Source organism: Streptomyces sp. NBC_01077 (assembly GCF_045162855.1).
Classification (GTDB): Bacteria; Actinomycetota; Actinomycetes; order Streptomycetales; family Streptomycetaceae; genus Streptomyces.
In genome coordinates, this window is record NZ_CP108669.1 from 6,699,482 (window position 1) to 6,723,783 (window position 24,302).

Sequence of the window (24,302 nt, forward strand, 5' to 3'; positions counted from 1 at the left end):
ATCCGCCGGTCCGACTGACGAGACCCGAAAACTTTCCTCCCGCTCCCCGCCGTACGGTGGGACGCAACACCAGCACCTCAAGGAGATTCCCAGTGGCCGAGCTGTTCTACGACGACGACGCCGACCTGTCCATCATCCAGGGCCGCAAGGTCGCGGTGATCGGTTACGGCAGCCAGGGCCACGCCCACGCGCTGTCCCTCCGTGACTCCGGTGTCGACGTCCGCGTCGGTCTGCAGGAGGGCTCGAAGTCCAAGGCCAAGGCCGAGGAGCAGGGCCTGCGCGTCGTCTCCGTCGCCGAGGCCGCGGCCGAGGCCGACCTCATCATGATCCTGACCCCGGACCCGATCCAGGCCCAGGTCTACGAGGAGTCCATCAAGGACAACCTGAAGGCGGGCGACGCCCTCTTCTTCGGCCACGGTCTGAACGTCCGTTACGGCTTCATCAAGGTGCCCGAGGGCATCGACGTCGCCCTGGTCGCCCCGAAGGGCCCGGGCCACCTGGTCCGTCGTCAGTACGAGGAGGGCCGCGGCGTTCCGTGCATCGCGGCCGTCGAGCAGGACGCGACCGGCAGCGCCTTCGCGCTGGCGCTCTCGTACGCCAAGGGCATCGGCGGCACCCGCGCCGGCGTCATCAAGACGACCTTCACCGAGGAGACCGAGACCGACCTGTTCGGTGAGCAGGCCGTTCTCTGCGGTGGTACCGCGGCGCTGGTCAAGGCGGGCTTCGAGACCCTGACCGAGGCCGGCTACCAGCCGGAGATCGCGTACTTCGAGTGCCTCCACGAGCTGAAGCTCATCGTCGACCTCATGTACGAGGGCGGCCTGGAGAAGATGCGCTGGTCGGTCTCCGAGACCGCCGAGTGGGGCGACTACGTCACCGGCCCGCGGATCATCACCGACGCCACCAAGGCCGAGATGAAGAAGGTCCTCGCGGAGATCCAGGACGGCACCTTCGCCAAGGAGTGGATGGCCGAGTACCACGGCGGTCTGAAGAAGTACAACGAGTACAAGACCCAGGACGAGAACCACCTCCTGGAGACCACCGGCAAGGAGCTGCGCAAGCTCATGAGCTGGGTGAACGACGAGGAGGCGTAAGCCTTCGGGACAGGGGCCGGACGGTGCGTCCGGCCCCTGTCCACATCGTTGGACACCCCGTCCAACCACGGACGGGTGATCCTTCCAACGAGGCGCATGAACGGCGCCGACGCACCACTACACTGCTCAACAACATTCGCGTTCAGGCCCACAGCGTCGTGCGCTTTCACGCGGCAAGCCCCCTCCACCGCCTGCGGCCGTCGGGACGGCCGTCCGCACTGGATCTGTGAGGACTCACGTGAGCTCGAAACCCGTCGTACTCATCGCTGAAGAGCTGTCGCCCGCCACCGTCGACGCCCTGGGCCCGGACTTCGAGATCCGGCACTGCAACGGCGCGGACCGCGCCGAACTGCTGCCCGCCATCGCCGACGTGGACGCGATCCTGGTCCGTTCCGCGACCAAGGTCGACGCCGAGGCCATCGCCGCCGCCACGAAGCTGCGGGTCGTCGCCCGCGCCGGTGTCGGTCTGGACAACGTCGACGTCTCCGCCGCCACCAAGGCCGGCGTGATGGTCGTCAACGCTCCAACGTCGAACATCGTCACCGCCGCCGAGCTCGCGTGCGGTCTGCTGGTCGCCACCGCGCGCAACATCCCGCAGGCCAACACCGCGCTGAAGAACGGCGAGTGGAAGCGCTCCAAGTACACGGGCGTCGAGCTGAGCGAGAAGACCCTCGGCGTCGTCGGCCTCGGCCGCATCGGTGTCCTGGTCGCCCAGCGCATGTCCGCGTTCGGCATGAAGATCGTCGCGTACGACCCCTACGTGCAGCCCGCCCGCGCCGCCCAGATGGGGGTGAAGCTGCTGGCCCTGGACGAGCTCCTGGAGGTCGCCGACTTCATCACCGTCCACCTGCCGAAGACCCCCGAGACCCTCGGTCTCATCGGCGACGAGGCGCTGCACAAGGTCAAGCCCAGCGTCCGGATCGTCAACGCCGCGCGCGGCGGGATCGTCGACGAGGCGGCGCTGTTCTCCGCCCTCAAGGAGGGCCGGGTCGCCGGCGCCGGTCTCGACGTGTACGCGAAGGAGCCCTGCACGGACTCCCCGCTCTTCGAGCTCGACCAGGTCGTCTGCACCCCGCACCTCGGCGCGTCCACGGACGAGGCCCAGGAGAAGGCCGGTATCGCGGTCGCCCGCTCGGTGCGCCTGGCGCTCGCCGGTGAGCTCGTCCCGGACGCGGTCAACGTCCAGGGCGGTGTCATCGCGGAGGACGTCAAGCCGGGTCTGCCGCTCGCCGAGAAGCTCGGCCGGATCTTCACCGCCCTCGCGGGCGAGGTCGCGGCCCGTCTCGACGTCGAGGTGTACGGCGAGATCACCCAGCACGATGTGAAGGTGCTCGAACTCTCCGCGCTCAAGGGCGTGTTCGAGGACGTGGTCGACGAGACCGTGTCGTACGTCAACGCCCCGCTGTTCGCGCAGGAGCGCGGTGTCGAGGTGCGTCTGACCACGAGCTCCGAGTCGCCCGACCACCGCAACGTGGTCACCGTGCGCGGCACGCTGTCCAGTGGCGAGGAGGTCTCGGTCTCCGGCACGCTCGCCGGCCCCAAGCACCTCCAGAAGCTCGTCGCGGTCGGCGACTACGACGTGGACCTGGCGCTCGCCGACCACATGGTCGTGCTGCGCTACGAGGACCGCCCGGGTGTCGTCGGCACCGTCGGCCGGATCCTCGGCGAGGCCGGTCTGAACATCGCCGGCATGCAGGTCTCCCGCGCGGAGGAGGGCGGCGAGGCGCTCGTCGTGCTCACCGTGGACGACACGCTCCCGGCGCCGGTGCTCGCGGAGATCGCGGAGGAGATCGGCGCCGCCTCGGCCCGCTCGGTCAACCTGATCTGACGCACGGCCCCGCAGTAGCCCGTACCCGGTCGCTAGACGCCCGTCTTACACAAGCGTCTAGCGACCGGGTACAGTGCTGTCATGGGACATAAGGAAGACCTGCTCGAAGGTGCCAAGCGCTGCCTCCTGGAGAAGGGGTACGGGCGCACCACGGCCCGCGACATCGTCGCCGCGTCGGGCACCAACCTCGCCTCCATCGGCTACCACTACGGCTCCAAGGACGCCCTGCTCCAGCAGGCCTTCCTGGCCGTCACCGAGGAGTGGGGCGAGCGGGTCGGCCCCGCGGGCACCGACGAGGTGAAGCGGGAGCTGCCGGCCGACCCGTACCGGCGCTTCCACGCCGTCTGGGAGCAGGTCATCGCCGCGGCCGAGGCCAGCCGGCCCGTCTGGAAGCTCCAGACCGAGGTCGTCACCCGGCTCGACGACGACGAGAAGCTGCGCGACGCCATCAAGGAGCCGCAGCGGGAGGGCCGGCTCGGGATGGCCGAGGGCTTCCTCGGCATCGACCCCGAGGCGGACCCGGAGAAGGCCAGGGTGGCCGGACTGCTTTGCCAGGCACTCGCCACCGGCGTGATGATCCAGTGGATGGTCGACCCGGACACGGCGCCGACGGCGGACGACCTCACGGAGGGGCTCAAGGTCCTGATGGGGGAGCGGGACTGACCTGCCGTCACCCCCCGTTCCGCCCTGGAACCGTCACGGCGGAGGGCCGGGGGACCGTGTCGGGCCGGGGCTCAGCGCCAGGGGACGTTCCGCCAGGGGCTGCCCTCGTGTTCCGTCAGGACGCGGTGGGCGGCCACGTTCTGCTCGTGGAACGGGCCGTACTCCTCCCCGTCGAAGCGCAGTACCCGCCCCAGCGCGTACCCCGACGAGTAGTCCTGCCACGACCCGTAGGCCGACCGGGCCAGCGCCCCCGCGTGGACGATCGCCTGTTCGGCCTCCGCAGGCGCGCAGAAACGGGCCGACAGGCCCCAGCGGGCCAGGTTCACCGCCCGGCCGTAGTCGTACGCGACCGTCCGGCGCACCCGCCCGTCCGGCGCGAGGAGTCCGTCGGCCCGGAACCGGGCCTCGTAGCGCACGATGCGGCGCACCAGCTCCTCGACGTGCCGCACCGACGCCGGGCTCGCGCCCAGGTCCTGGGCGTGGCCCGCGGCCGTCTCGCGCCACTCGTCGGGCGACGGCACCGCACCGCGTCCGATCCGCAGCTCCTCGCGGACCTTGAGGGCGAAGTCCGGCTCGGGCGGACTGTTTCTCCCGTCCAGGAGCGCGTCCAGCTGCTTGCGCCATCCCTCCCGGTCGGTGACGCCCCAGGATTCGCGGAGCGTCTCCAGTTCCTCGGTGTAGCCCGCGTAGACCGAACCGACGTCGTTCCACGGGGCCCCGTTGCGGAACGCCAGATGGCCGCCGCAGGCGAGGCCGAAGGCGAGGGGGCCGTGCAGGGGCCCGTGGCGCAGGGCGACGAACCGGTCGTTCGTCCCCCGCTCGTTCTCGGTGTACGCGCGCAGCCACCAGGCGCGGTGCTCGGGCGTGGTGGGCAGGAGGACCTGCCCGGGTGTGCCGGCGTTGACCGCGAGGAGCAGCCGATGGTCGTTCCAGTGGAACTCGGCGGCCCACCTCAGGGTGATCCGGTGGAAGACCCACTCCGGATGCCAGGGCGGCAGCATCCCCCGGGTGAGGACCGGCCGGGCGACGAGCCCCTTCGGCAGCTGCTGGGGGCGCCAGAAGACCATGTCCGGTCGCTCGTCCACCTCGGCCTTGGGGGCGCCGACGAACAGCTCGGCCCCGGCGAGGACGCGGAGCTGGCCGGCGAAGTCGCCGCGCAGAGTCGCCTCCTGCAGCAGCTGTTCGGTCTCGGACGGCGGGATCCACGGGGTGGCGGGGGAGGCGGGACGGCTGCGGGGGCTCATGACCACGGGATGTTCCGGTAGGGGCTCGAAGGGTCCTGGGTGAGGGTCCGGTGGATGGTCACGGACTCCTGGTACATCGGCTCGGCGTTGCCCTCGTCGAAGTGGATCAGCCGGGCGAGCAGATAGCCGAGTGAGAACTCCTCCCAGGAGCCGTACGTCCGCCGGGCGGCTTCGAGGACCCTCAGCACGGACTCCTCCGCCTCCCGCGGATCGCAGTACCGGGCGCCGAGCGCGAGCCGTACGACGTTCACGGCGCGGCCGTGGTCGAAGGCGGCGAGGGTGTCGACCCGGCCATCGGGCGGAAGGAGGCCGTCGGCGCGGAACCGTCCCTCGTAGTGCGTGATCCGGCGCAGGAACTCCGCGGCCTCGGCCCGGTCCTCGCCGTAGGGGTCGTCCCGTTCGAAGGTCACGGTGACCATCGAGGCCCACTGCTCGTCGGTCGGCGGGTGGCCGAGGCGTGCGGTGAGACGGCGCCGCATTCCCAGGACGGACTCGGGGACCCGGCCGACGAGCCGGGTGGCGATCAGGATCCGCAGCTTGTCCCGGAAGTCCGCCCGGTGGTGGACGGCCCAGGGCCGGTGCAGCCGGGAGACGTCGGTGGGGTAGTCCTCGTACTGGGCGCCGAGCCCGTTCCACACCAGGCCGTTGAGTACGGCGAGGTGCGCGCCGAGGGCGAGGGCGTGCGCGACCGGCCCGTGCAGGTGCCCGCCGGCATGGGTGAGCAGCCGGAGCCGCGCCGGTCCGCCGCCCCGCGTACCCGCCTCCTGCCAGGCCCGCCGGTCTGCGGCGCGGGCCGGCAGGGCGGCCTCGAACGGGGTGCCCGGGTTGACCGCGAGCCACCATCGGTCGTTCGGCCAGGCCGCGGCGAGCTTGGCGAGGGTGGTCTGCTTGAAGACCCAGTCCGGGTGCCACGGCGGCAGCATGCCCTCGGTCAGCACCGGTACGACGGTGCGCCGGGCGGCCTTGTCGCGCTGGGAGGGGAGGGGCAGGACGTAACCCGGCGCGTCGGCGTGCAGCCGCGCGAGGAGCACGTAGAGGCGTGTCTGCCCGAGGGCGTCCAGGACGGCCGCCCCGTCCCCGCGCGCCCCTGCCTCGTACAGCAGCCGCTCGGTGTACGTCGGCGGCGCCCAACTCCCCGTGGTCATGGTCAGATCCTATAAACCGGCCCGGAGGGGCGGGTGTTCAGCCTGCCCGGCCCGTCGGCGGCAGACGTTCAGAGCCGGGCCGACTTCAGGGACATGTGGAGCAGGAGGCGGTCCTCGCCGTCGTCCAGGTCCAGACCCGTGAGCTGCTCGACCCGGGACAGCCGGTAGTAGAGGGTCTGGCGGTGGATGCCCAGGGCCGCCGCCGTGCGGCCCGCCTGGCCCGCGTTGTCGAGGAACACTTCCGCGGTGCGGGCCAGTTCGGCGTGGGCGGGGGCGATCAGTGGTGCGACGACGGGGTCGATCTCGGGGTGGTAGAGCGCCGCGAGCAGACGGTACGGGCCGATCCCGGCCCACTCCGCGACCGGGCCGAGCGTCGGCTGTGCCGTGGCGGCGCGAGCCGCCGTGTTGGCCTCGCGCCAGGCCGCCGGGAGTTCCGTGAGGCCCCGGCGGGGGTTCGCGATGCCGGCCGGGGCGGCGGCGCGCAGCCGGTCGGCCGCCGTGCGGGCGGGGGAGAGGTCCTCGGCCGTGCGCAGCCGTACGAGGACGGCGAGGGAGTCGCCCTCGGGGAGTGTGGTGACCGCCGCCGCGCCGGGGACCGACCGGATGGAGGGGGCCTCTCCCTGCCAGGGGGTGACGCAGACGAGGGTGTGCAGACCGTCCGCGCTGGGCCCCAGGGCCACCCGGAGCGCCGCGACGGCCATGTCGCTCTGCCAGCCGCGCCCGGCGGTCAGGGCCGCGGCGAACTCGCGCGAGAGGTCGGCGTCCGCGCGCTCCTCGTCGGCGAGGAGGTCGCCGATCCGGGTGGCGACCTCCATCGCGGCCGTGAGCTGGGCGGGCGTGGGGCCGGGCTCGGCGTCCAGCAGCCAGACGTACCCGAGGACGACGCCCCGATGGCGTACGGGCAGGCAGAGGCGGTCCCGGAACACCCCGGCGTCCGGAGCGGCCGGGATGCGGACCGGGCCCGTCGCCCGGGTGATGCCGAAGCCCTCGAACCAGGCGCGGACCGCCGGGGTCGACTTCCGGGTCAGGATCGACCGCGTCCGGACGGGGTCCATCGCGGTGTCGTCGTCGCTGTCGTGGGCGCCGAAGGCGATCAGACCGAAATCGCGGTTCTCCAGCGTCGCCGGCGCGCCGAGCAGCGCGGAGATCTCGTCCACCAGTTCTTGGTAATCGCCCTTCACAGCGCCATTCTCGCACCCTTTCAGACATATGTATGAGATGCCGGGCACGGATGCGTGACAGCTGTAGATGGCGGACGATCGGAGCGATCCATAGGTTTCACGGTGGTTCTTCGTGCTGTTCCCGGTTTCTTACGAAAGATCGGGTACAGCACCCTTCGTCACCCTGTCCTTCTGGAGGTCCCCGTGCTGGGTCCCGTGATCCTCGCCGCGTCGCGCAGCGACAAGATGCGCCGCTTCGTGTCGGCCGCCCCCGGGACCAAGCAGGTCGTCGCCCGCTTCATCGCCGGCGAGTCGGTCGACGACGTCGTCCCGATCGTCCAGGAGCTGAGCGACCGCGGCCTGGAGGTCACCCTCGACGTCGTCGGTGAGGACATCACCACCGTCGAGCAGTCGTACGCCGCCCGCGACGCCTACCTGGAGCTCATCGGGCGCCTCAAGGAGCTGGGCCTCGGCGAGCGCGCCGAGATGTCCGTCAAGCTCTCGATGTTCGGCCAGTCCCTGGAGAACGGCCACGAGCTGGCCCTCGCGAACGTCCGTCCGGTCGTCGCGGCCGCCGCCGAGATCGGCACCACGGTCACCCTCGACGCCGAGGACCACACCACCCTCGACTCGATGTTCGCGATCCACGAGGAGCTGCGGAAGGACCACCCGCAGACCGGCTGTGTCATCCAGGCCTACCTCTTCCGCACCGAGGACGACGCCCGACGCCTCGCCGCGAACGGCTCCCGCGTCCGGATCGTGAAGGGCGCCTACAAGGAGCCCGAGTCCGTCGCCATCCAGGACAAGCCCGAGATCGACAAGGCCTACGTCCGGATCATGAAGATCCTCATGGACGGCGAGGGCTACCCGATGATCGGCTCCCACGACCCGCGCCTCATCTCCATCGGCCAGGAGCTGGCGCGCCGCGCCGGGCGCAAGCTGGACGAGTACGAGTTCCAGATGCTGTACGGCATCCGGAGCGAGGAGCAGCACCGGCTCGCCGCGGAGGGACACCGCATGCGCGTGTACACCGCCTACGGCACCGACTGGTACGGCTACTTCATGCGCCGTCTGGCGGAGAAGCCGGCCAACCTCCTCTTCTTCGTCCGCTCCATCCTCACCAACGGCTGAGCCCACACCCCTCAGAAGGAGTTAAGCGACCCATGGACGCTGTCACCCAGGTCCCCGCTCCGGTCAACGAGCCGGTGCACAGCTACGCCCCCGGCTCCCCCGAGCGCGCCCGCCTCGAGACCAAGCTCAAGGAGCTGTCCGAGAACCCGCGCGAGCTGCCGATGACCATCGGCGGCGTGAAGCGCCTCGGCGGCGGCGAGGAGTTCAAGGTCGTCCAGCCGCACAACCACAAGGCCGTCATCGGTACCTTCCGCGGCGCCACCACGCAGGACGCCCAGGACGCCGTCGACGCGGCCCTGGCCGCGGCCCCGGCCTGGCGCGCGATGGCCTTCGACGACCGTGCCGCGATCATCCTGCGCGCCGCCGAGCTGCTCGCCGGCCCGTGGCGCGAGACGCTGGCCGCGTCCACGATGCTCGGCCAGTCGAAGACCGCCCAGCAGGCCGAGATCGACACCCCGTGCGAGCTCGTCGACTTCTGGCGCTTCAACGTGGCGTACGCCCGCCAGATCCTGGCCGAGCAGCCGCCGGCGAACTCCCCGGGTGTGTGGAACCGTCTGGACCACCGCCCGCTCGAGGGCTTCGTCTACGCGATCACGCCGTTCAACTTCACGGCCATCGCGGGCAACCTGCCCACCGCCCCCGCCCTCATGGGCAACGTGGTGGTCTGGAAGCCGTCCCCGACGCAGACCCACTCCGCCGTGCTCCTCATGGAGCTCCTGGAGGAGGCCGGCCTGCCGAAGGGCGTCATCAACCTGGTGACCGGAGACGGCATCGCCGTCTCCGAGGTGGCCCTGAACCACCCCGACCTGGCCGGTATCCACTTCACCGGTTCGACCAAGACCTTCCAGCACCTGTGGAAGACGGTCGGCACCAACATCGAGAAGTACCGCTCGTACCCGCGGATCGTCGGCGAGACCGGCGGCAAGGACTTCGTCGTCGCGCACCCCAGCGCCGACCGCGGCATCCTGAAGACCGCGCTGACCCGTGGCTCCTTCGAGTTCCAGGGCCAGAAGTGCTCCGCGTCCTCGCGTGCCTACGTCCCGGCCTCCATCTGGAACGACGGCTTCAAGGAGGAGTTCGCGGCCGAGGTCGACGGCATCACCATGGGTGACGTCACCGACCTGTCGAACTTCATCGGTGCCGTCATCGACGAGCGCTCGTTCGCCAAGAACAAGGCCGCGATCGACCGCGCCGCGGCCGACCCGACGTGCACGATCATCGCCGGTGGCACGTACGACGACTCGGTGGGCTACTTCGTCCGCCCGACCGTCATCGCCTGCACCGACCCGGAGAACGAGGTCTTCAAGGCCGAGTACTTCGGTCCGATCCTCGCGATCCACGTATACGACGACAGCGCTGCCGACGCGTACGACGCGATGCTGACCCAGATGGAGTCGGTCTCGGACTACGCCCTCACCGGCGCGGTCATCTCCGGTGACCGTGCTGCGGCCGCGTACACGATGGAGAAGCTCCGCTTCGCCGCGGGCAACTTCTACATCAACGACAAGTCGACCGGCGCCGTCGTCGGCCAGCAGCCCTTCGGCGGCGGTCGTGCCTCGGGTACGAACGACAAGGCCGGCGCCCCGCAGAACCTGATGCGCTGGACGCTGACCCGCGCCATCAAGGAGACGCTGGTCCCGCCGACCGAGTACGGCTACCCCCACATGGGCTGACGCCCCCGCCTCCGACACGGAGGCCCGCCGCGCGAGCGGCCCCTGATCACCGCCCCCCTCCTCGGTCCCCCAACTGAGGACGGGGGCGGTTCTCATGCGGGGGGCTTACGCTGCTGGGAGGGGGCTCGGTGAGGAGGCACGACATGCCCGGTTCGACGACACTCGGCCCAGGGCACGGGGTCGACGCGATCGAGCACCTCGACGCGCTGCGGATGATGTCCCTGATGAAGGAGCTGCACCGGCTGCTGACCGTGCCGGGACCCGACCGGATCACGGACGCGCAGGCCGCGGCCCTGAGCGGAGGCGAGGACCACCCCCGGGAGGAGTTCACCGCCTGGCTGGAGCGAGTCGCCCGCGACCTTCAGAAGGCTACGGCCTGAGGAGGACGTGCCGCGCGAGGAAGTCGCCGATCAGCTCGGCGATCGCCGGCGCGTGGGTCTCCAGGGCGAAGTGGCCCGTGGGGAGCAGGTGGATCTCGGCGTCCGGGAGGTCGCGGCGGAAGGCCTCGGCGCCCGCCGGGACGAAGACCTGGTCGCCTTCGCCCCAGACCGCGAGGAGCGGGACCCGGCTGGTGCGGAAGTACTCCTGGAACGCCGGGTAGAGGTCGAAGTTGGAGCCGTAGTCGGCGATCAGGCCGAGCTGGATGTCGTCCTGCCCCTCGCGGGCCATGAGCGTGGCGTCGTGGTGCCAGGCGTCGGGGCTGAGGAGGTCGCGGTACTCGGCCGGGACGCCCGTCTCGTACTGCCAGCGGATGCCGTCCAGGGAGCGGATGCCGCGGACCGGCTCCTCGGTCTCGGGGGTGCGCTCCTCGATCAGGGCGAGGACCGGCGCCCAGGCCTCGGCGCCGAGGCCCTCCTCGTACGCGTTGCCGTTCTGGCTGATGATCGCGGTGATCCGCTCCGGGTGGGCGAGGGCGAGACGGAGGCCGATGGGGGAGCCGTAGTCCTGGATGTAGAGCGCGAACCGGTCCAGGCCCAGGGCCTCGGTGAACTCGGCGGTGAGTGCGGCCAGTTCGGCGAAGGTGTAGTCGAAGTCGGCGGCCGAGGGGGCGGCGCTGCGGCCGAAGCCCAGGTGGTCCGGAGCGATCAGCCGGTAGCGGTCGGCGAGCTGCGGGATCAGGTCGCGGAACATGTGCGAGCTGGTGGGGAAGCCGTGCAGGAGCAGGAGTACGGGGGCGTCGACCGGGCCCGCCTCGCGGTAGGCGATCTCGTGGTCGCGGACCTTGACGGTGCGGTGGTGGGTCGGCAGCACGGTCGTCGTCGTCATCTCTAACCCCTTAAGTGCGTGTCACTGGTTATGAGATGACTCAATCAGGCGATGACTAACCTGTCAATGCCTCGATAGGGGTTAGATGGGGTGTGGGAGTCTGGGCGCATGACCGTGAGGATCGCGCCCACCCATGAACTCGGGGCCGCCCGGCTCCACTCCGTACGCGACTTGCTCGACACCGCCTTCGACGGGGACTTCTCCGACGACGACTGGGACCACACCCTCGGCGGCATCCATGCCTGGACCGAGGACGAGCGGGGCATCACCGCCCATGGCGCCGTCGTCATGCGTCGCGCCCTCCACCGGGGCCGCTCGCACCGCGTCGGTTACGTCGAAGGCGTCGCCGTCCGCGCCGACCTCAGGCGCCGGGGGCTCGGCGGGGCCGTGATGGCCGAGCTGGAGCGGGTCATCGACGGGGCGTACGTCTTCGGGGCGCTCGGCGCCACGGACGACGGGGCCGCGCTCTACCGGGCCCGCGGCTGGCAGGTCTGGCGGGGGCGCCTGGAGGCGATGGGGCCCGAAGGGATCGTCCACCTCGCGGAGGAGGAGGGGTATGTCCTTCTGCGCCCGGCGGCCGGCCGGGCACTGCCCGATCCGGCCGCGGCCCTCGTCTTCGACTGGCGTGACGGGGATGTGATGTGAGGGAGCGTCGGGAGCGAGCCGGAGCTCGCCGAGTCAGGCGCTCTCGTCGTTCCGCGCGGCCTTGCGGTCCGCGTAGACGTACCCCTTGTCCATCTCCAGCTTCGCCGTGTACGTCATGCCGATCGCGTAGCCGAGGGAGAGCAGCGCGATCACGTACCCCGGAAGCCCGAGGCCGGACAGGGCCGCCGCGAGACAGAGCACGACCGCGAGCCCCCAGATCACCAGGGCGGCCTTGCCCCGGCCGCTGAGGAAGAGCCAGCCGCGCGGACGAGCGGGCAGGGTCTCCAGACCGCCCTCGGGGCCCGCGCTCGCCGCCTTCGGGCGCTTGAAGTAGCCGTACACCAGCCACTCGCCGCACAGCTCCCAGCCCTCGGGCTCCAGTTCGCCCAGGACCTTCGTGCGGCGCCCGCCCTTGATGACCTCGCGGCGGTACTCCCAGCGCAGTGCCGCGCCCGGCGCCCGGCGGCAGACGAACCGGCCGATCGCGTCGAGCGACTCGACCTCCCAGCCCTGCTCGCCGTGGACGGCCAGCATCCGGCGGTCGTTGAAGAAGTCCGCCGTCCAGGTCCAGTTCTCCGCCTGCTCGTCCGGCTCGCCGGGCAGCGGGGCGAGCCCGCCGAGCCGGCCGGCGAAGGCGGCGGCCGGCCCGAACTCCTCCTCCGGGCCCGTCCCGGTCTCGGCGAGGTGTCCGCGCAGGTCCTCGACGGTGGCGGCGATCTGCTCGTCCGGCACGCCCGCGGCGCGCAGTGTGTCGGTGAGCTCGGCGAAGTAGCGGTCGGATTCCGTGGTCATGTCGTGCTTCCCCCTGGGTGGAGCGTGGTCTCGACGGCGCGGTGGAATCGCAGCCAGTCGCGGCTCTCGGTGGCGAGGTGCTCGCGCCCCCGTTCGGTGAGCCGGTAGTAGCGGCGTCCGGGGCCGCGCTCGGCGGCGCGGAACTCGGCCTCCACCAGACCGGCTTCCTCCAGGCGGTTCAGTACGGGATAGAGCGTCCCGCCCTTGATCTCGCCGAGTCCCGCCTCGGCGAGTGCCTTGGCGATCTCGTACCCGTAGCTCTCGCCGTCGGTCAGTCGGGAGAGGACGAGCAGGTCGAGGACTCCCTTGAGCCAGCTGGATCTGCGGTCTGCGGCCATGGGTGTATTGGAGCACCAGCTAGGTAGGAATGCAAACTAGATAGGAGAGCCGAAGGTGTCGCGGGGTGACACGCGGTTCCGAGCCGTCTCAGATAGTAGGAAGTCCGAGTAACTGTGGAGACAGATGCGGAGAGCTGCCCTAGCTTTGTAGAAGCCGAACGTCTCGCTTCATCAGCGAATGGCGGTCGAGAGCGCGACGCCCTGTGCAGGCAACCCCTGCGGCGGCGCTCCCCGCCCCTGCCGGCACCTTCGATCACCACTGATCTCCGCACTTCGGATCACCACTGATCTCAAGGAGTCGATCCTCATGGCCACTCAGACCGCCCCCCGCGTCCGCCACTCCGTCAACCGTCCCAGCGACGAGGCCCGGCAGAACGCCGCCGCCGCCCTCCAGCGCGCCCTCGACCGCCGTGACAACGGCGGCTCCACCGGCCACTGACACACCTTCACCCGGATGGCGCTTCGTCCACATGATGGACGTGACGTGTCAGACGATGGGACGAAGAGTAGGGTGCCGACATGTCTCACAGCATCAATCTCGCAGTCATTCCCGGCGACGGCATCGGCCAGGAGGTCGTGGCCCAGGGCCTCAAGATCCTCGCGGCCGTCCTTCCCCAGGACGTGAAGCTGGAGACCGAGGAGTACGACTTCGGCGCCAAGCGCTACCACGCCACCGGTGAGACCCTCACCGACGCCGACCTCGCATCCCTCAAGAAGCACGACGCCATCCTGCTCGGCGCCATCGGCGACCCGTCGGTGCCCTCCGGCGTCCTGGAGCGCGGCTTCCTCCTGAAGCTCCGCTTCGCCTTCGACCACCACGTGAACCTGCGTCCCTCGAAGCTGCTCCCCGGCGTCGCCACCCCGCTCGCCGGGCAGCCCGAGATCGACTTCGTCGTGGTCCGCGAGGGCACCGAGGGCCCGTACACCGGCAACGGCGGCACCATCCGCAAGGGCACCCCGCACGAGGTCGCCACCGAGGTCTCGGTCAACACCGCCTTCGGTGTCGAGCGTGTCGTCCGGGACGCCTTCGCCCGCGCCCAGGCCCGCCCGCGCAAGAAGCTCACGCTGGTCCACAAGAACAACGTGCTGACCTTCGCCGGCCACCTGTGGACGAACATCTTCACCAAGGTCGCGTCCGAGTTCCCCGAGGTCACCACCGACTACCTGCACGTCGACGCCGCGACGATCTTCCTCGTCACCGACCCGGCCCGCTTCGACGTGATCGTCACCGACAACCTCTTCGGCGACATCATCACCGACCTCGCGGCGGCCGTCTCCGGCGGCATCGGTGTCGCCGCCTCGGGCAACATCAACCCGAGCGGCGAGTTCCCGTCCATGTTCGAGCCGGTCCACGGCTCCGCGCCGGACATCGCGGGCCAGGCCAAGGCCGACCCCACCGCCACCGTTCTCTCCGTCGCGCTCCTGCTGCGCCACCTCGGCTACGAGACCGAGGCCGCCCGGGTCGAGGAGGCCGTCGCCGCCGACCTCACCGAGCGCGGCGACAGCGTCCGTACGACGGACGAGATCGGCGACGCGCTCGCCGCGCGAGTAGCGGGCTGACCCGGCCGACTGACATCTGACAGCAGCCGCCGGGTCGCACAGCGCCCGGCGGCTGTCCCATGCGCGGCCCCGGGTGCGCCCCATCGAACCCAGGACCGCGTTCACCTGTTTCCCGCACCGGTCCCCGCGAGCGATAATCGGACGTGGGGCCGTGGCATGCGGGCATGCTCGGACGTCCACCTCGTCAGGGACAGCAGTCTCCGAGAGCGGCGTGCGCGCGCGGTCCTACCCACACAACCGGTGAAGGACACGCACTCATGACGACGCCCACGATCGAGCTCAAGCCCTCCTCCAGCCCGCTGTCCGCCGCGGAGCGCGAGGCGATCCTGACCAACCCGGGATTCGGCCGCCACTTCACCGACCACATGGTCACCATCCGGTGGACCGAGGGCCGCGGCTGGCACGACGCCCAACTCGTGCCGTACGGCCCGCTCGCCCTCGACCCGGCCACGAACGTCCTGCACTACGCGCAGGAGATCTTCGAGGGCCTGAAGGCCTACCGCCGCCCCGACGGCTCGGTCGCCAGCTTCCGCCCCGACGCCAACGCGCGCCGCTTCCAGGCCTCCGCCCGCCGGCTCGCCATGCCCGAGCTGCCCGTCGAGACCTTCGTCGAGGCCTGCGACGTGCTCGTCCAGCACGACAAGGCGTGGGTCCCGGAGCACGGCGGCGAGGCCTCGCTCTACCTGCGCCCCTTCATGATCGCGACCGAGGTCGGTCTCGGGGTCCGCCCGGCCAACGAGTACCTCTTCGTCGTCATCGCCTCCCCGGCCGGCCCGTACTTCCCCGGCGGTGTGAAGCCCGTCTCCATCTGGCTCTCGGAGAACCGCGTCCGCGCCGTCCCCGGCGGTGTCGGCGACGCCAAGACCGGTGGCAACTACGCGGCCTCCCTGCTCGCGCAGGCCGAGGCCGCCGAGAAGGGCTGCGACCAGGTCGCCTACCTCGACGCCGTGGAGCACAAGTGGGTCGAGGAGCTCGGCGGCATGAACCTGTACTTCGTGTACGGGAACAAGCTCGTCACCCCCACCCTCACCGGTTCGCTGCTCGCCGGCATCACCCGTGACTCGCTGCTCAAGCTGGCGGCGGACCTCGGCCTGGAGGCCGAGGAGGGCCGTGTCTCCATCGACCAGTGGCAGGCCGACAGCGCGAACGGCACCCTGACCGAGGTCTTCGCCTGCGGCACCGCCGCCGTGATCACCCCGGTCGGCACGGTCAAGTCCGAGCGGGGCGAGTGGCAGCAGTCGGGCGGCGAGCCCGGCGAGGTCACGATGAAGCTGCGCGACGCGCTGCTCGCCGTCCAGACCGGCAGGGCCGAGGACACGCACGGCTGGATGCACGAGCTGGGCTAGGGACGGATGGCCGAGTGGGAACGGCTGCGGCCGTTCCCACCGGTCGTTCCCCCCACGGGTCGTTCCCACCGGTCGAACGAAGCCGGTCGTTCCCGCCGGTCGAACGCAGGCGGTCGTACGCAGCCGGTCGTACGCGGCGGCGTGAGACGCCCGTGCGCCGGCCTGGGCGGGCCGCTCCGGCAGACCCTTATCCGCCCGGGGCCACCAGACCCGACTCGTACGCGATGATGACCAGTTGGGCCCGGTCCCGTGCCGACAGCTTCCCCATGATCCGGCTGACATGGGTCTTCGCCGTGAGGGGCGAGAGCCCCAGGGATTCCGCGATCTCCGTGTTGTTCAGGCCCCGGGCCGCCAGCGACAGAACCTGACGTTCACGATCGGACAACCCTTCCGGGCCGCCCGCCACCGGCGCCCGTGGGAGCGTCAGCACCCGGGCGATCAGCCGGGACGTCGGGCCCGGCGACAACAAGGCCTCCCCAGCCGCCACGGTACGGATCGCGGTCAGGAGTTCGGCCGGGCGGATGTCCTTGACCACGAAGCCGGAGGCACCCGCCCGCAGCGCCTCCACCACGTGCTCGTCCGTGTCGTACGTCGTCAGGACCAGCACCTTCACCCCCGCCAGATCCTCGTCGGCGGCGATGAGCCGTGTCGCGCCGATCCCGTCGAGCTCCGGCATCCGTACATCCATGACCACCACGTCCGCCCGCGCCGAACGGGCCAGCTCCACCGCCTCCTTGCCGTTGGCCGCCTGGCCCACGACCTCCATGTCCGGCGCCGAACCGACGAGCATCGCGAACGACGCCCTGACAAGAGTCTGGTCATCCGCCAGCAGCACCCGGATCACACCGCCACCTCCCTCGCCGTGAACGGCAGCACCGCCGTGACCTCGAACCCCCCGCCGTCCCGCGGACCCGCGCTCAGCGTGCCGCCCACGCTCCTGGCCCGCTCCCGCATCCCGAGGATCCCGTACCCGCGATCACCCGTGCCGCCGGAGGCGACACCGCCGTTGGTCACCCGCACCGTCAACGCCTCTTCCACCACCCCGACATCGACCCGCACATCGACGTCCGGACCCCCGTGCCGCACAGCGTTGGTCAGCGACTCCTGCACGATCCGGTACGCCGCCGCGCCCACCGCCGCCGGGACCCTCGCCTCACCCGTCCGCACCGCCAGGTCCGCCCCCGAGGACCGCACAAGATCGGGCAGCGAGGCCAGATCCGGCAGCGGGCCCTCCGGAGCGGCCCGCAGCACGTCCAGGGTCGTGCGTACCTCGCCGCGGGCCTCCCTGCAGGTCTCGGCTATCTGGTCGAGCGCCCGAGCGAGCGTCTCCCGATCCAGCCGGTCCGGATCGGCGACGAGCACGTGCGCGGCGACCGAGGTCTGCACGCCGATGAGCGTGATCGAATGCGCGAGAAGGTCGTGCAGGTCCCTGGCTATCCGTAGCCGCTCCTCGGTGACCTTCCGCTCCGCCTCGTGCGCCGCCCGCTCCACGACCCCCGCCACCAACTGCCGATGGAGCCGGATGCTCGCACCGAAGACCAGCATCGCGATCACCCAGCCGGAAACCCTCAGCAGCTCCACCACCTCGTGCGGGTTGACGAAGAGCTGCATCGTGAGCGTGATGGACGTGACCGCGAACCCCACGATCACCGTGCGCTTCGGACGGCCGGTGGAGGCGACCGTGTACAGCGCGGTCATCGAGGCCGGTATCGGCGCCAGATGCATGTAGTCCAGGGCGTGGTACGGGGCGACGCACGCCACCACGGCGATCAGCACCGGCATCGGCGCCTTGCGCCGCCAGGCCAGCGGGATGTGAGCGGCGAGCAGCAGCGCCCAGCCGAGAAGGTCCGGCCGGCGCCCGTCGTCGACAGCCAGCGCGAGCGCGACCGCGAGCACCGCGAAGACCGCGGCGACTGTCGCGTCGCACCGCACCGGGTACGGCGCCGCCTGTGGGTCACGGGTGAAAGCCGCTGCGAAGTCCATGGTGCTCATCCTCCCTGCGGGCGGGGGCTCCTGACAGTCCGGGGAGCCCCCCACCCGCCCCTGATCAGACCCGTACGGGCTCCCGCTCGGACCCTGAACCGGCCGTTGACGCGGGCTGCTTGGACAGCGGACCCGGCCACCACACCTTCCGGCCGAGCAGCACACTCGCGCTGGTGACGAGATACGTGCGCACCAGGAAGGTGTCGAGCAGCACGCCGACAGCGATCACGAACCCGAGCTCCGCCAGCTGCACCATCGGCAGGTTGACCAGGACCGCGAACGTGGCGGCGAGCACGAGCCCCGCCGAGGCGATCACCCCACCGGTCGTCCGCAGCGAGGTCAGAGCCGAGGCGCCCGGCTCCATGCCCTTCAGACACTCCTCGCGCATCCGGTGCATCAGGAAGATGCCGTAGTCGACACCGAGGGCGACGAGGAAGACGAACGAGAGCAGGGCCAGGCCCGGATCGGTCCCCTCGAAGCCGAAGAGGGACTCGAACACGAAACCGCCGATGCCAAGTGCCGCGAACCAGACGGCGACGACCGCGCCGACCAGGACCAACGGTGCGACGAGGCTCCGCAGCAGTACCACCAGCACGATCAGCACGACGACGAGGACGAGCGGGACGACGATGTTCCGGTCACGGGCGCTGGTGTCGGTCATGTCCAACTGCTCGGCACTGGGCCCACCGACGTACACACCGTCACCGAGCGCGGAGCGCAGCTCCCGGATCGTCGCGGTCTCGGCCGCGGACTGCGGCGGGTGCGCGGCGATGACGGAGATCTCGGTCCAGCCGCCGTCGCTGCGGCCACGCTCGGCCTTCGCGACTCCCTCGGTCGCACGCGCGGTCTCCAGCACACGGGAGGAGGCGGCCACCGGGGCGACGACGGTGATGGGCTGGGTCCCCATCTCCGGGTACGCGGCGGCCAGCGTCTTCATCGCGGCGACCGCCTCGGGGGAGGAGCTGAAGGAGTCCTCCTGCTTCAGGGCTCCGGGCAGGTTCAGCGAGCCGAGCGCCAGGGCGGCCAGGGCGGCGGCGCCCGTGATCAGGACGGCGAGCGGCCGTCGGCCGGCCGAGGAGCCCATCGCCGCGAAGAGGGAACGGCGCGCGGCCTTGGGCGTGCTTCCGTACGCCGGGATCAGGGGCCAGAACACCCGCCGGCCGAGGACCACGAGCAGCGCGGGCAGCAGTGTCAGCATCGCGACGAGTGCGCACAGCACTCCGACGGCGGCCGTGGGCCCCATGCCCCGGCTGCTGTTCATGTCGGCGGCGAGCAGGCAGAGCATGCCGAGAGCGACGGTCCCGGAGGAAGCGAGCACGGCGGGGCCGCAGCCGCGCAGAGCGGCGACCATGGCGTCGTACGGGCGCGGGACGCGGCGCAGTTCCTCGCGGTACCGGGAGACCAGCAGCAGCGCGTAGTCGGTACCCGCGCCGAAGACGAGGATCGTCATCACGCCCGTGCTCTGGCCGGAGACGCTGATGTCGAAGCCCTGGTGGAGGGCGTAGGTGACGGCCATCGAGAGGTAGTCGGCGACACCGGCGACGACCAGCGGGACGAGCCAGAGGAATGGACTGCGGTAAATGACGATCAGGAGAATCGCCACGACGGCGACGGTCGTGTAGAGGAGCGGACCGTCGAGCGAGTTGTAGACCTCACTCGCGTCCGTGGCGAGGGCGCCGGGCCCGCCGACCTCGCCGCTCACGGTCTCGCGGATGTCGTGGACGAAGTCGTCCCTGGCCACTTCGTCCGTACCGGGCTCCGTACTGGACACGGCGTACATCAGGGTGGTGCCGTCCTCGGAAGGGACGGCCCGCGGGGGCGAGGTGAGCGGGTGCTCGGCCGCGACCTTCGCCACCTCCCCGGCGGCGGTGGCCTTGTCGGCAGCGGTCAGTCCGCTCTCGCGGTGGTAGACGAGCACGAGGTCGGTGGAGTCTCCGCCGGGCATCTGCTCGGTGATCTTCGCGACCTGGGTCGAGTCGGCGCTCGCGGGCAGATAGTCGACGGGACGGTCGCGCTGTACGTCGCCGAGCTTTCCGGCGAGGGGTGCGGCGAGGGCGATCACGATCACCCACAGGGCCAGCACCCCCCAGCCGACGGTCCTTCTGCGGCCCTCCATCGGGGCTCCCTCCATCGGTCCTCTTCGGGTCGATCCCAGAGTCCCGCCGCTCGGAGAGGGATTCATCGCACCGAAGGCCGAGTGCGGACCTACCGCCGGGGGCGGCGCACGGCCGTGACTACTCCCGGGGGAGTACGGCAGGGGCGCAGGACTCGCGGACCGGGTACCGCGTGGACGACGAGGCCGACGTACGGGACGCCCGCTCGGCGTCGTTCCGGAGGCCCCCCGGCGCCGTTCCGGAGGCCGCGGTCGGCGCCGCTCCCGAGACCGCTGCTCCGTCGGCGCTACTCCGCCTGGGCCAGGGCCTCCGGGGCCGGCACGGTCCCGGACGCCGTGTTCGGCGTGAGGACCGCGTACAGCGTCCCGCCGACGAGCGCCGACAGCACGAAGCTGCAGTCGATCCCGCCCGTCAGGGCCAGCAGCGGCCCCTCGTACAGCGGCGTCGACACCGCGGCGAGGCCGACCGCCGCACCGATCGCCCAGGAGGCCGTGGCACGCGGGTGCCAGCCCCCCGAGAACCAGTAGATCCCGCCGCGCGAGCGCCGGTTGTAGACCTGGAGCGCCTCCGGGTCGTACGACCCTCCGCAGCGCACATGGCCGATCAGGGTGATCACCGCCCACGGTGTGCCGATCGCTGTGAGCAGCAGGACGAACGACGTCATCGCCGACTGGGCGTCCGAGGCGAAGTGGCCGAGGAAGACGAAGGCCGTCGCGACCGCCGCGACCACGAGGGTGGCACGCGCGCGCGTGGCCTTCGGCAGGATCGCGTCGAGGTCGAGTCCCATCGAGTACAGCATCAGACCGGCGTTGCCGATGGATCCGGCGGTGGCGGCGATCAGCAGCGGGACCAGGTACCAGGCGGGGGAGGCCGCGACCAGCGGTCCCGCGTAGTCGAGCGCCCCGCGGGCGGCGAGCGCCGTGAACGTACCGAAGAGCTGGGGGATCAGCAGCCCGACGATCAGGCCGAGGCAGGTGGCCCGCCACACGGAGCGGGAGCTGTGCCGCTCGGGCGAGACGTACCGGGTGTAGTCGCCGAGCAGGGTGATGAAGGCGACCGGTCCGCTGAGGCCCGCCGCCACCGCCGAGAGCAGCCAGGTCGGCCAGAACGAGCCGAGCAGGTACGGGGTGTCCGGCACCGCGGCCGTCGTGAAGTCCCCCGCGTACGCGAAGAGTCCGAGGGCGAGGAGCAGGGTCATGCCGACGGCGAGGGCCTTGCTCAGCTTGAGCAGCAGCCGGTAGCCGTACACCGCGGCGACCGCCGTACAGGCGGCGAGCAGCGCGTAGACGACGGCGTGCGTGGCGCCGCCGGTGGGCAGGCCGACCAGGCGGGCCAGCGTGCCCACCATGACGTCGCCGCCGATCCAGAGGGTCAGCGCGGTGTACCCGAGGGAGAGCAGCAGTCCGACCACCGAGCCGACCAGCCGGCCCCGTACGCCGAAGAAGGCGCCGGAGGAGGTGGAGAGGTTGGTGGCGGTACGGAGCGACACGAGCGCCAGCGGGGCGGTGACGGCGACACCGACGAGGGTGCCGGTGACGACGGAGGTCACCGAGGCCCAGAGTCCGAGGCCGAACGAGACCGGGAGCCAGCCGAAGACGATCACCCCCAGACAGAGGTTGGACCCGAGCAGGATCGCGACGAGATCCCGGGGGCCGCTGGTGCGTTCGGCCTCGGGGACGGTGTCGACTCCGCGCTGTTCGATCGGCATGGGGCCTCCTGGGGGACGGTAGCGGCGGACGGATTTAGAGTGGCGCTCAATGTGACCTGTGCCAGTACCTCGCGTCAATGCTTGGAACGCGGCGTCTCAACATTTAGAGTGTCGCTCAAACAGGAGGTGTTTCGGACGTGCGACTGACCCCCACGGAACGCGACCGGCTGCTGCTCTTCGGCGCCGCCGAGCTCGCCCGTGCCCGCCGGGCCCGCGGTCTGCGGCTCAATGTCCCCGAGGCGACCGCGCTCATCGCGGACACGGTCTGCGAGGCGGCCCGCGACGGCAAGCGACTCGCCGAGGCGATCGAGGCCGCCCGCTCGGTCCTCGGCCCCGACGACGTCCTCCCCGGCGTCGCCGACGTGGTCACCGAGGTCCATGTCGAGGCCGTCTTCGACGACGGCTCGCGGCTCGCGGTCGTCTCCGCCCCGATCGGTGGCGGCGGCCTCGGCGCAGCGGCGCCGGGCGCGCTGCTGCCCGGCCCCGGGCACCCGGAGTCCGAGCCGACGCTCACCCTCCCCGTGCGGAACACGGCGACCGTCCCCGTGAGCGTCACCTCCCACTTCCACTTCTTCGAGGTCAACCCGCGCCTCGACTTCGACCGCGCCGCCGCCTACGGCATGCGGCTCGCCATCCCGGCCGGCGCCTCCTTCCGCTTCGACCCGGGCGGCGAGGCGGAGGTCGGGCTCGTACCGATCGGCGGCGCCCGCGTCGCCATCGGCTTCGCGGGCCTGGTCGACGGCCCCCTCGACGCGCCCGGCGCGCGGGAAGAGGCCCTGCGGCGCGCGGCGGCCTGCGGCTACCTGGGAGTCGAGAGCGGAGACGTCCGGTCCGATGACGTCCGGTCCGACGAGGAGGGCAACTGATGGACCCGTACGAGTACGCATCCGTGCACGGCCCCCGCGCCGGCGACCGTGTCGTCCTGGGCGACTCCGGGCTCGTCGTCCGCGTCGAGTCCGACTCCCAGAAGCCGGGGGACGAGTTCCTGGCCGGCTTCGGCAAGACCGCCCGCGACGGTCTGCATCTGAAGGCGGCGGCCGTCCGCGAGACCTGTGACGTCGTGATCAGCAACGTCCTGGTGATCGACGCCGTCCTGGGCATCCGCAAGGTGTCCGTCGGTATCCGTGAGGGCCGGATCCACGCGATCGGCCGGGCCGGCAATCCCGACACCCTCGACGGGGTCGACGTCGTCGTCGGCACCGGCACCTCGATCGTCTCCGGCGAGGGCATGATCGCCACCGCCGGGGCCGTCGACACCCATGTCCACCTGCTCTCGCCCCGGATCATGGAGGCCTCGCTGTCGAGCGGTGTCACCACCGTCATCGGGCAGGAGTTCGGCCCGGTGTGGGGTGTCGGCGTGAACTCGCCGTGGGCGCTCCGTCACGCGTTCAACGCCTTCGACGCCTGGCCGGTCAACATCGGCTTCCTGGCCCGTGGTTCGTCCTCGGACCCGGCTCCGCTCGTGGAGGCGCTCGCCGAGGGCGGTGCGTCCGGCTTCAAGGTCCACGAGGACATGGGCGCCCACACCCGCGCCCTCGACACGGCGCTCCGCGTGGCGGAGGAGTACGACGTCCAGGTCGCCCTGCACAGCGACGGCCTGAACGAGTGCCTCTCGGTCGAGGACACCCTGCGGGTCCTGGACGGCCGTACGATCCACGCCTTCCACATCGAGGGCTGCGGCGGCGGCCACGTACCCAACGTCCTGAAGATGGCGGGCGTCCCGAACGTCATCGGCTCCTCCACCAACCCCACGCTCCCCTTCGGCCGCGACGCCGTCGCCGAGCACTACGGGATGATCGTCTCCGTCCACGACCTGAAGACCGACCTCCCCGGTGACGCCGCCATGGCGCGCGACCGGATCCGGGCCGGGACCATGGGCGCGGAGGACGTCCTGCACGACCTCGGCGCGATCGGAATCACCTCCTCCGACGCGCAGGGGATGGGAAGGGCCGGCGAGACCGTACGCCGGACCTTCGCCATGGCCGGGAAGATGAAGGCCGAGCTCGGACCCATGGAGGGCGACGGCGCGCACGACGACAACGCGCGCGTGCTGCGCTACCTGGCCAAGCTCACCATCAACCCGGCGATCGCCCACGGCCTCGCGCACGAGATCGGCTCGATCGAGGTCGGCAAACTGGCCGACATCGTGCTGTGGAAGCCCCAGTTCTTCGGAGCCAAGCCGCAGCTGGTGCTGAAGTCCGGCTTCCCCGCGTGGGGGGTCGTGGGCGATCCGAACGCCGCCACCGACACCTGTGAACCGCTCGTCCTCGGACCTCTGTTCGGCGCGCACGCCGCCACGGCCGCCGACCTCTCGGTCGCGTTCGTCGCCCGGGCGGCCGTCGACCTCGGCGCCGACAAGATGCCGACCCGGCGCCGCCGCGTCGCCGTCCGCGGCACGCGCGGCATCGGCCCCGCCGACCTGCGGCTCAACTCCCGTACCGGAGACGTCCAGGTCGACGGCCGCACCGGCCTCGTCTCGCTCGACGGCTCGCCGATCCGCTCCGAGGCGGCCGACTCCGTCTCGCTCAACCGCCTCTACTTCCTCTGATCCCCCTGATCCCCCTGATCCCCCTGATCCCTCCGCCTTCCCTGAACCTTCCTAGGACTCCGTG

Annotated in this window: 22 protein-coding genes; 12 read left to right on the forward strand and 10 right to left on the reverse strand. The window is 71.2% G+C overall.

What is annotated here, in order from left to right; translation table 11 throughout:
• The first annotated feature begins 92 nt into the window (after nt 1–92).
• The 3 genes from ilvC to OG462_RS30450 all read left to right on the forward strand — a co-directional run bounded on the left by ilvC (nt 93) and on the right by OG462_RS30450 (nt 3,585).
• Entirely contained in the window at nt 93–1,094 is a 1,002-nt protein-coding gene (gene ilvC, locus OG462_RS30440; protein ID WP_406062479.1) for a ketol-acid reductoisomerase, read from the forward strand.
• A 238-nt stretch (nt 1,095–1,332) separates the two neighbouring features.
• Entirely contained in the window at nt 1,333–2,922 is a 1,590-nt protein-coding gene (serA, locus tag OG462_RS30445; RefSeq protein WP_406062480.1) for a phosphoglycerate dehydrogenase, read from the forward strand.
• A gap of 81 nt (nt 2,923–3,003) precedes the next feature.
• A complete protein-coding gene (locus OG462_RS30450) occupies nt 3,004–3,585 on the forward strand; it encodes a TetR/AcrR family transcriptional regulator (RefSeq protein ID WP_406062482.1) in 582 nt (193 codons plus the stop codon).
• A 71-nt stretch (nt 3,586–3,656) separates the two neighbouring features.
• On the opposite strand, the gene OG462_RS30455 is transcribed toward OG462_RS30450, so the two are convergent.
• The 3 genes from OG462_RS30455 to OG462_RS30465 form a co-directional block, all read right to left on the reverse strand.
• Nucleotides 3,657–4,829, reverse strand: coding sequence for a DUF1266 domain-containing protein (locus tag OG462_RS30455; RefSeq protein ID WP_406062484.1), 1,173 nt, complete (start codon nt 4,827–4,829; stop codon nt 3,657–3,659).
• On the reverse strand, nt 4,826–5,974 hold the full coding sequence (locus tag OG462_RS30460) for a DUF1266 domain-containing protein (RefSeq protein ID WP_406062486.1): 1,149 nt from the start codon (nt 5,972–5,974) through the stop codon (nt 4,826–4,828). Before OG462_RS30460 ends, OG462_RS30455 begins: the two co-directional genes overlap by 4 nt.
• 68 nt (nt 5,975–6,042) lie before the next feature.
• Nucleotides 6,043–7,155: a PucR family transcriptional regulator gene (locus OG462_RS30465; protein WP_406062488.1), complete on the reverse strand. Its 1,113-nt coding sequence runs from the start codon at nt 7,153–7,155 to the stop codon at nt 6,043–6,045.
• A 183-nt stretch (nt 7,156–7,338) separates the two neighbouring features.
• On the opposite strand from OG462_RS30465, the gene OG462_RS30470 reads away from it, so the two are divergent.
• The 3 genes from OG462_RS30470 to OG462_RS30480 all read left to right on the forward strand — a co-directional run bounded on the left by OG462_RS30470 (nt 7,339) and on the right by OG462_RS30480 (nt 10,318).
• Nucleotides 7,339–8,265 (forward strand): proline dehydrogenase family protein, encoded by a 927-nt coding sequence (locus OG462_RS30470; RefSeq protein WP_406062490.1) that lies wholly within the window; start codon nt 7,339–7,341, stop codon nt 8,263–8,265.
• 32 nt (nt 8,266–8,297) lie between these two features.
• Nucleotides 8,298–9,938, forward strand: coding sequence for an L-glutamate gamma-semialdehyde dehydrogenase (gene pruA, locus OG462_RS30475; protein ID WP_406062491.1), 1,641 nt, complete (start codon nt 8,298–8,300; stop codon nt 9,936–9,938).
• A gap of 143 nt (nt 9,939–10,081) precedes the next feature.
• Nucleotides 10,082–10,318, forward strand: a complete 237-nt coding sequence (locus OG462_RS30480; RefSeq protein ID WP_406062493.1) for a hypothetical protein — start codon at nt 10,082–10,084, stop codon at nt 10,316–10,318.
• Here the strand turns inward: OG462_RS30480 and OG462_RS30485 are convergent.
• Nucleotides 10,308–11,204 carry an alpha/beta fold hydrolase gene (locus OG462_RS30485; protein ID WP_406062494.1) on the reverse strand — a complete coding sequence of 299 codons (897 nt, stop codon included), beginning with the start codon at nt 11,202–11,204 and terminating at the stop codon, nt 10,308–10,310. The genes OG462_RS30480 and OG462_RS30485 overlap by 11 nt on opposite strands.
• A gap of 108 nt (nt 11,205–11,312) precedes the next feature.
• Between OG462_RS30485 and OG462_RS30490 the strand changes: the two genes are divergently transcribed.
• Nucleotides 11,313–11,849: a GNAT family N-acetyltransferase gene (locus OG462_RS30490; RefSeq protein WP_406062496.1), complete on the forward strand. Its 537-nt coding sequence runs from the start codon at nt 11,313–11,315 to the stop codon at nt 11,847–11,849.
• A 33-nt stretch (nt 11,850–11,882) separates the two neighbouring features.
• Here the strand turns inward: OG462_RS30490 and OG462_RS30495 are convergent, their stop codons facing one another.
• The gene (locus OG462_RS30495; RefSeq protein WP_406062498.1) at nt 11,883–12,641 is read right to left on the reverse strand and encodes a hypothetical protein; all 759 of its coding nucleotides are present in this window, start codon (nt 12,639–12,641) and stop codon (nt 11,883–11,885) included.
• Complete coding sequence (locus tag OG462_RS30500; RefSeq protein ID WP_015036385.1) at nt 12,638–12,979, reverse strand: PadR family transcriptional regulator; 342 nt, start codon at nt 12,977–12,979, stop codon at nt 12,638–12,640. The genes OG462_RS30495 and OG462_RS30500 overlap by 4 nt, the downstream gene beginning before the upstream one ends.
• A 307-nt stretch (nt 12,980–13,286) precedes the next feature.
• On the opposite strand from OG462_RS30500, the gene OG462_RS30505 reads away from it, so the two are divergent.
• The 3 genes from OG462_RS30505 (at nt 13,287) to OG462_RS30515 (ending at nt 15,885) form a co-directional block, all read left to right on the forward strand.
• Nucleotides 13,287–13,418 carry a hypothetical protein gene (locus tag OG462_RS30505; protein WP_406062500.1) on the forward strand — a complete coding sequence of 44 codons (132 nt, stop codon included), beginning with the start codon at nt 13,287–13,289 and terminating at the stop codon, nt 13,416–13,418.
• Nucleotides 13,419–13,498: 80 nt separating this feature from the next.
• Nucleotides 13,499–14,539, forward strand: a complete 1,041-nt coding sequence (locus OG462_RS30510; protein WP_406062502.1) for a 3-isopropylmalate dehydrogenase — start codon at nt 13,499–13,501, stop codon at nt 14,537–14,539.
• Between the two features lie 257 nt (nt 14,540–14,796).
• The gene (locus tag OG462_RS30515) at nt 14,797–15,885 is read left to right on the forward strand and encodes a branched-chain amino acid aminotransferase (protein WP_406062504.1); all 1,089 of its coding nucleotides are present in this window, start codon (nt 14,797–14,799) and stop codon (nt 15,883–15,885) included.
• Between the two features lie 187 nt (nt 15,886–16,072).
• Here OG462_RS30515 and OG462_RS30520 read toward each other — a convergent pair whose 3' ends face one another.
• From OG462_RS30520 to OG462_RS30535, 4 genes are all read right to left on the reverse strand, one after another.
• Entirely contained in the window at nt 16,073–16,729 is a 657-nt protein-coding gene (locus OG462_RS30520; RefSeq protein WP_406062506.1) for a response regulator, read from the reverse strand.
• Nucleotides 16,726–17,868 (reverse strand): sensor histidine kinase, encoded by a 1,143-nt coding sequence (locus OG462_RS30525; RefSeq protein ID WP_406062508.1) that lies wholly within the window; start codon nt 17,866–17,868, stop codon nt 16,726–16,728. Before OG462_RS30525 ends, OG462_RS30520 begins: the two co-directional genes overlap by 4 nt.
• A gap of 64 nt (nt 17,869–17,932) precedes the next feature.
• On the reverse strand, nt 17,933–19,984 hold the full coding sequence (locus OG462_RS30530) for an MMPL family transporter (protein WP_406062510.1): 2,052 nt from the start codon (nt 19,982–19,984) through the stop codon (nt 17,933–17,935).
• 284 nt (nt 19,985–20,268) lie between these two features.
• Nucleotides 20,269–21,690, reverse strand: coding sequence for a cytosine permease (locus OG462_RS30535; RefSeq protein ID WP_406062512.1), 1,422 nt, complete (start codon nt 21,688–21,690; stop codon nt 20,269–20,271).
• A gap of 137 nt (nt 21,691–21,827) precedes the next feature.
• Here OG462_RS30535 and ureA point away from each other — a divergent pair, with 137 nt between their 5' ends.
• Nucleotides 21,828–22,556, forward strand: coding sequence for an urease subunit gamma (gene ureA, locus OG462_RS30540; protein ID WP_406062514.1), 729 nt, complete (start codon nt 21,828–21,830; stop codon nt 22,554–22,556).
• The gene (locus OG462_RS30545) at nt 22,556–24,238 is read left to right on the forward strand and encodes an urease subunit alpha (RefSeq protein WP_406062516.1); all 1,683 of its coding nucleotides are present in this window, start codon (nt 22,556–22,558) and stop codon (nt 24,236–24,238) included. The genes ureA and OG462_RS30545 overlap by 1 nt, the downstream gene beginning before the upstream one ends.
• Nucleotides 24,239–24,302: the final 64 nt, after the last annotated feature.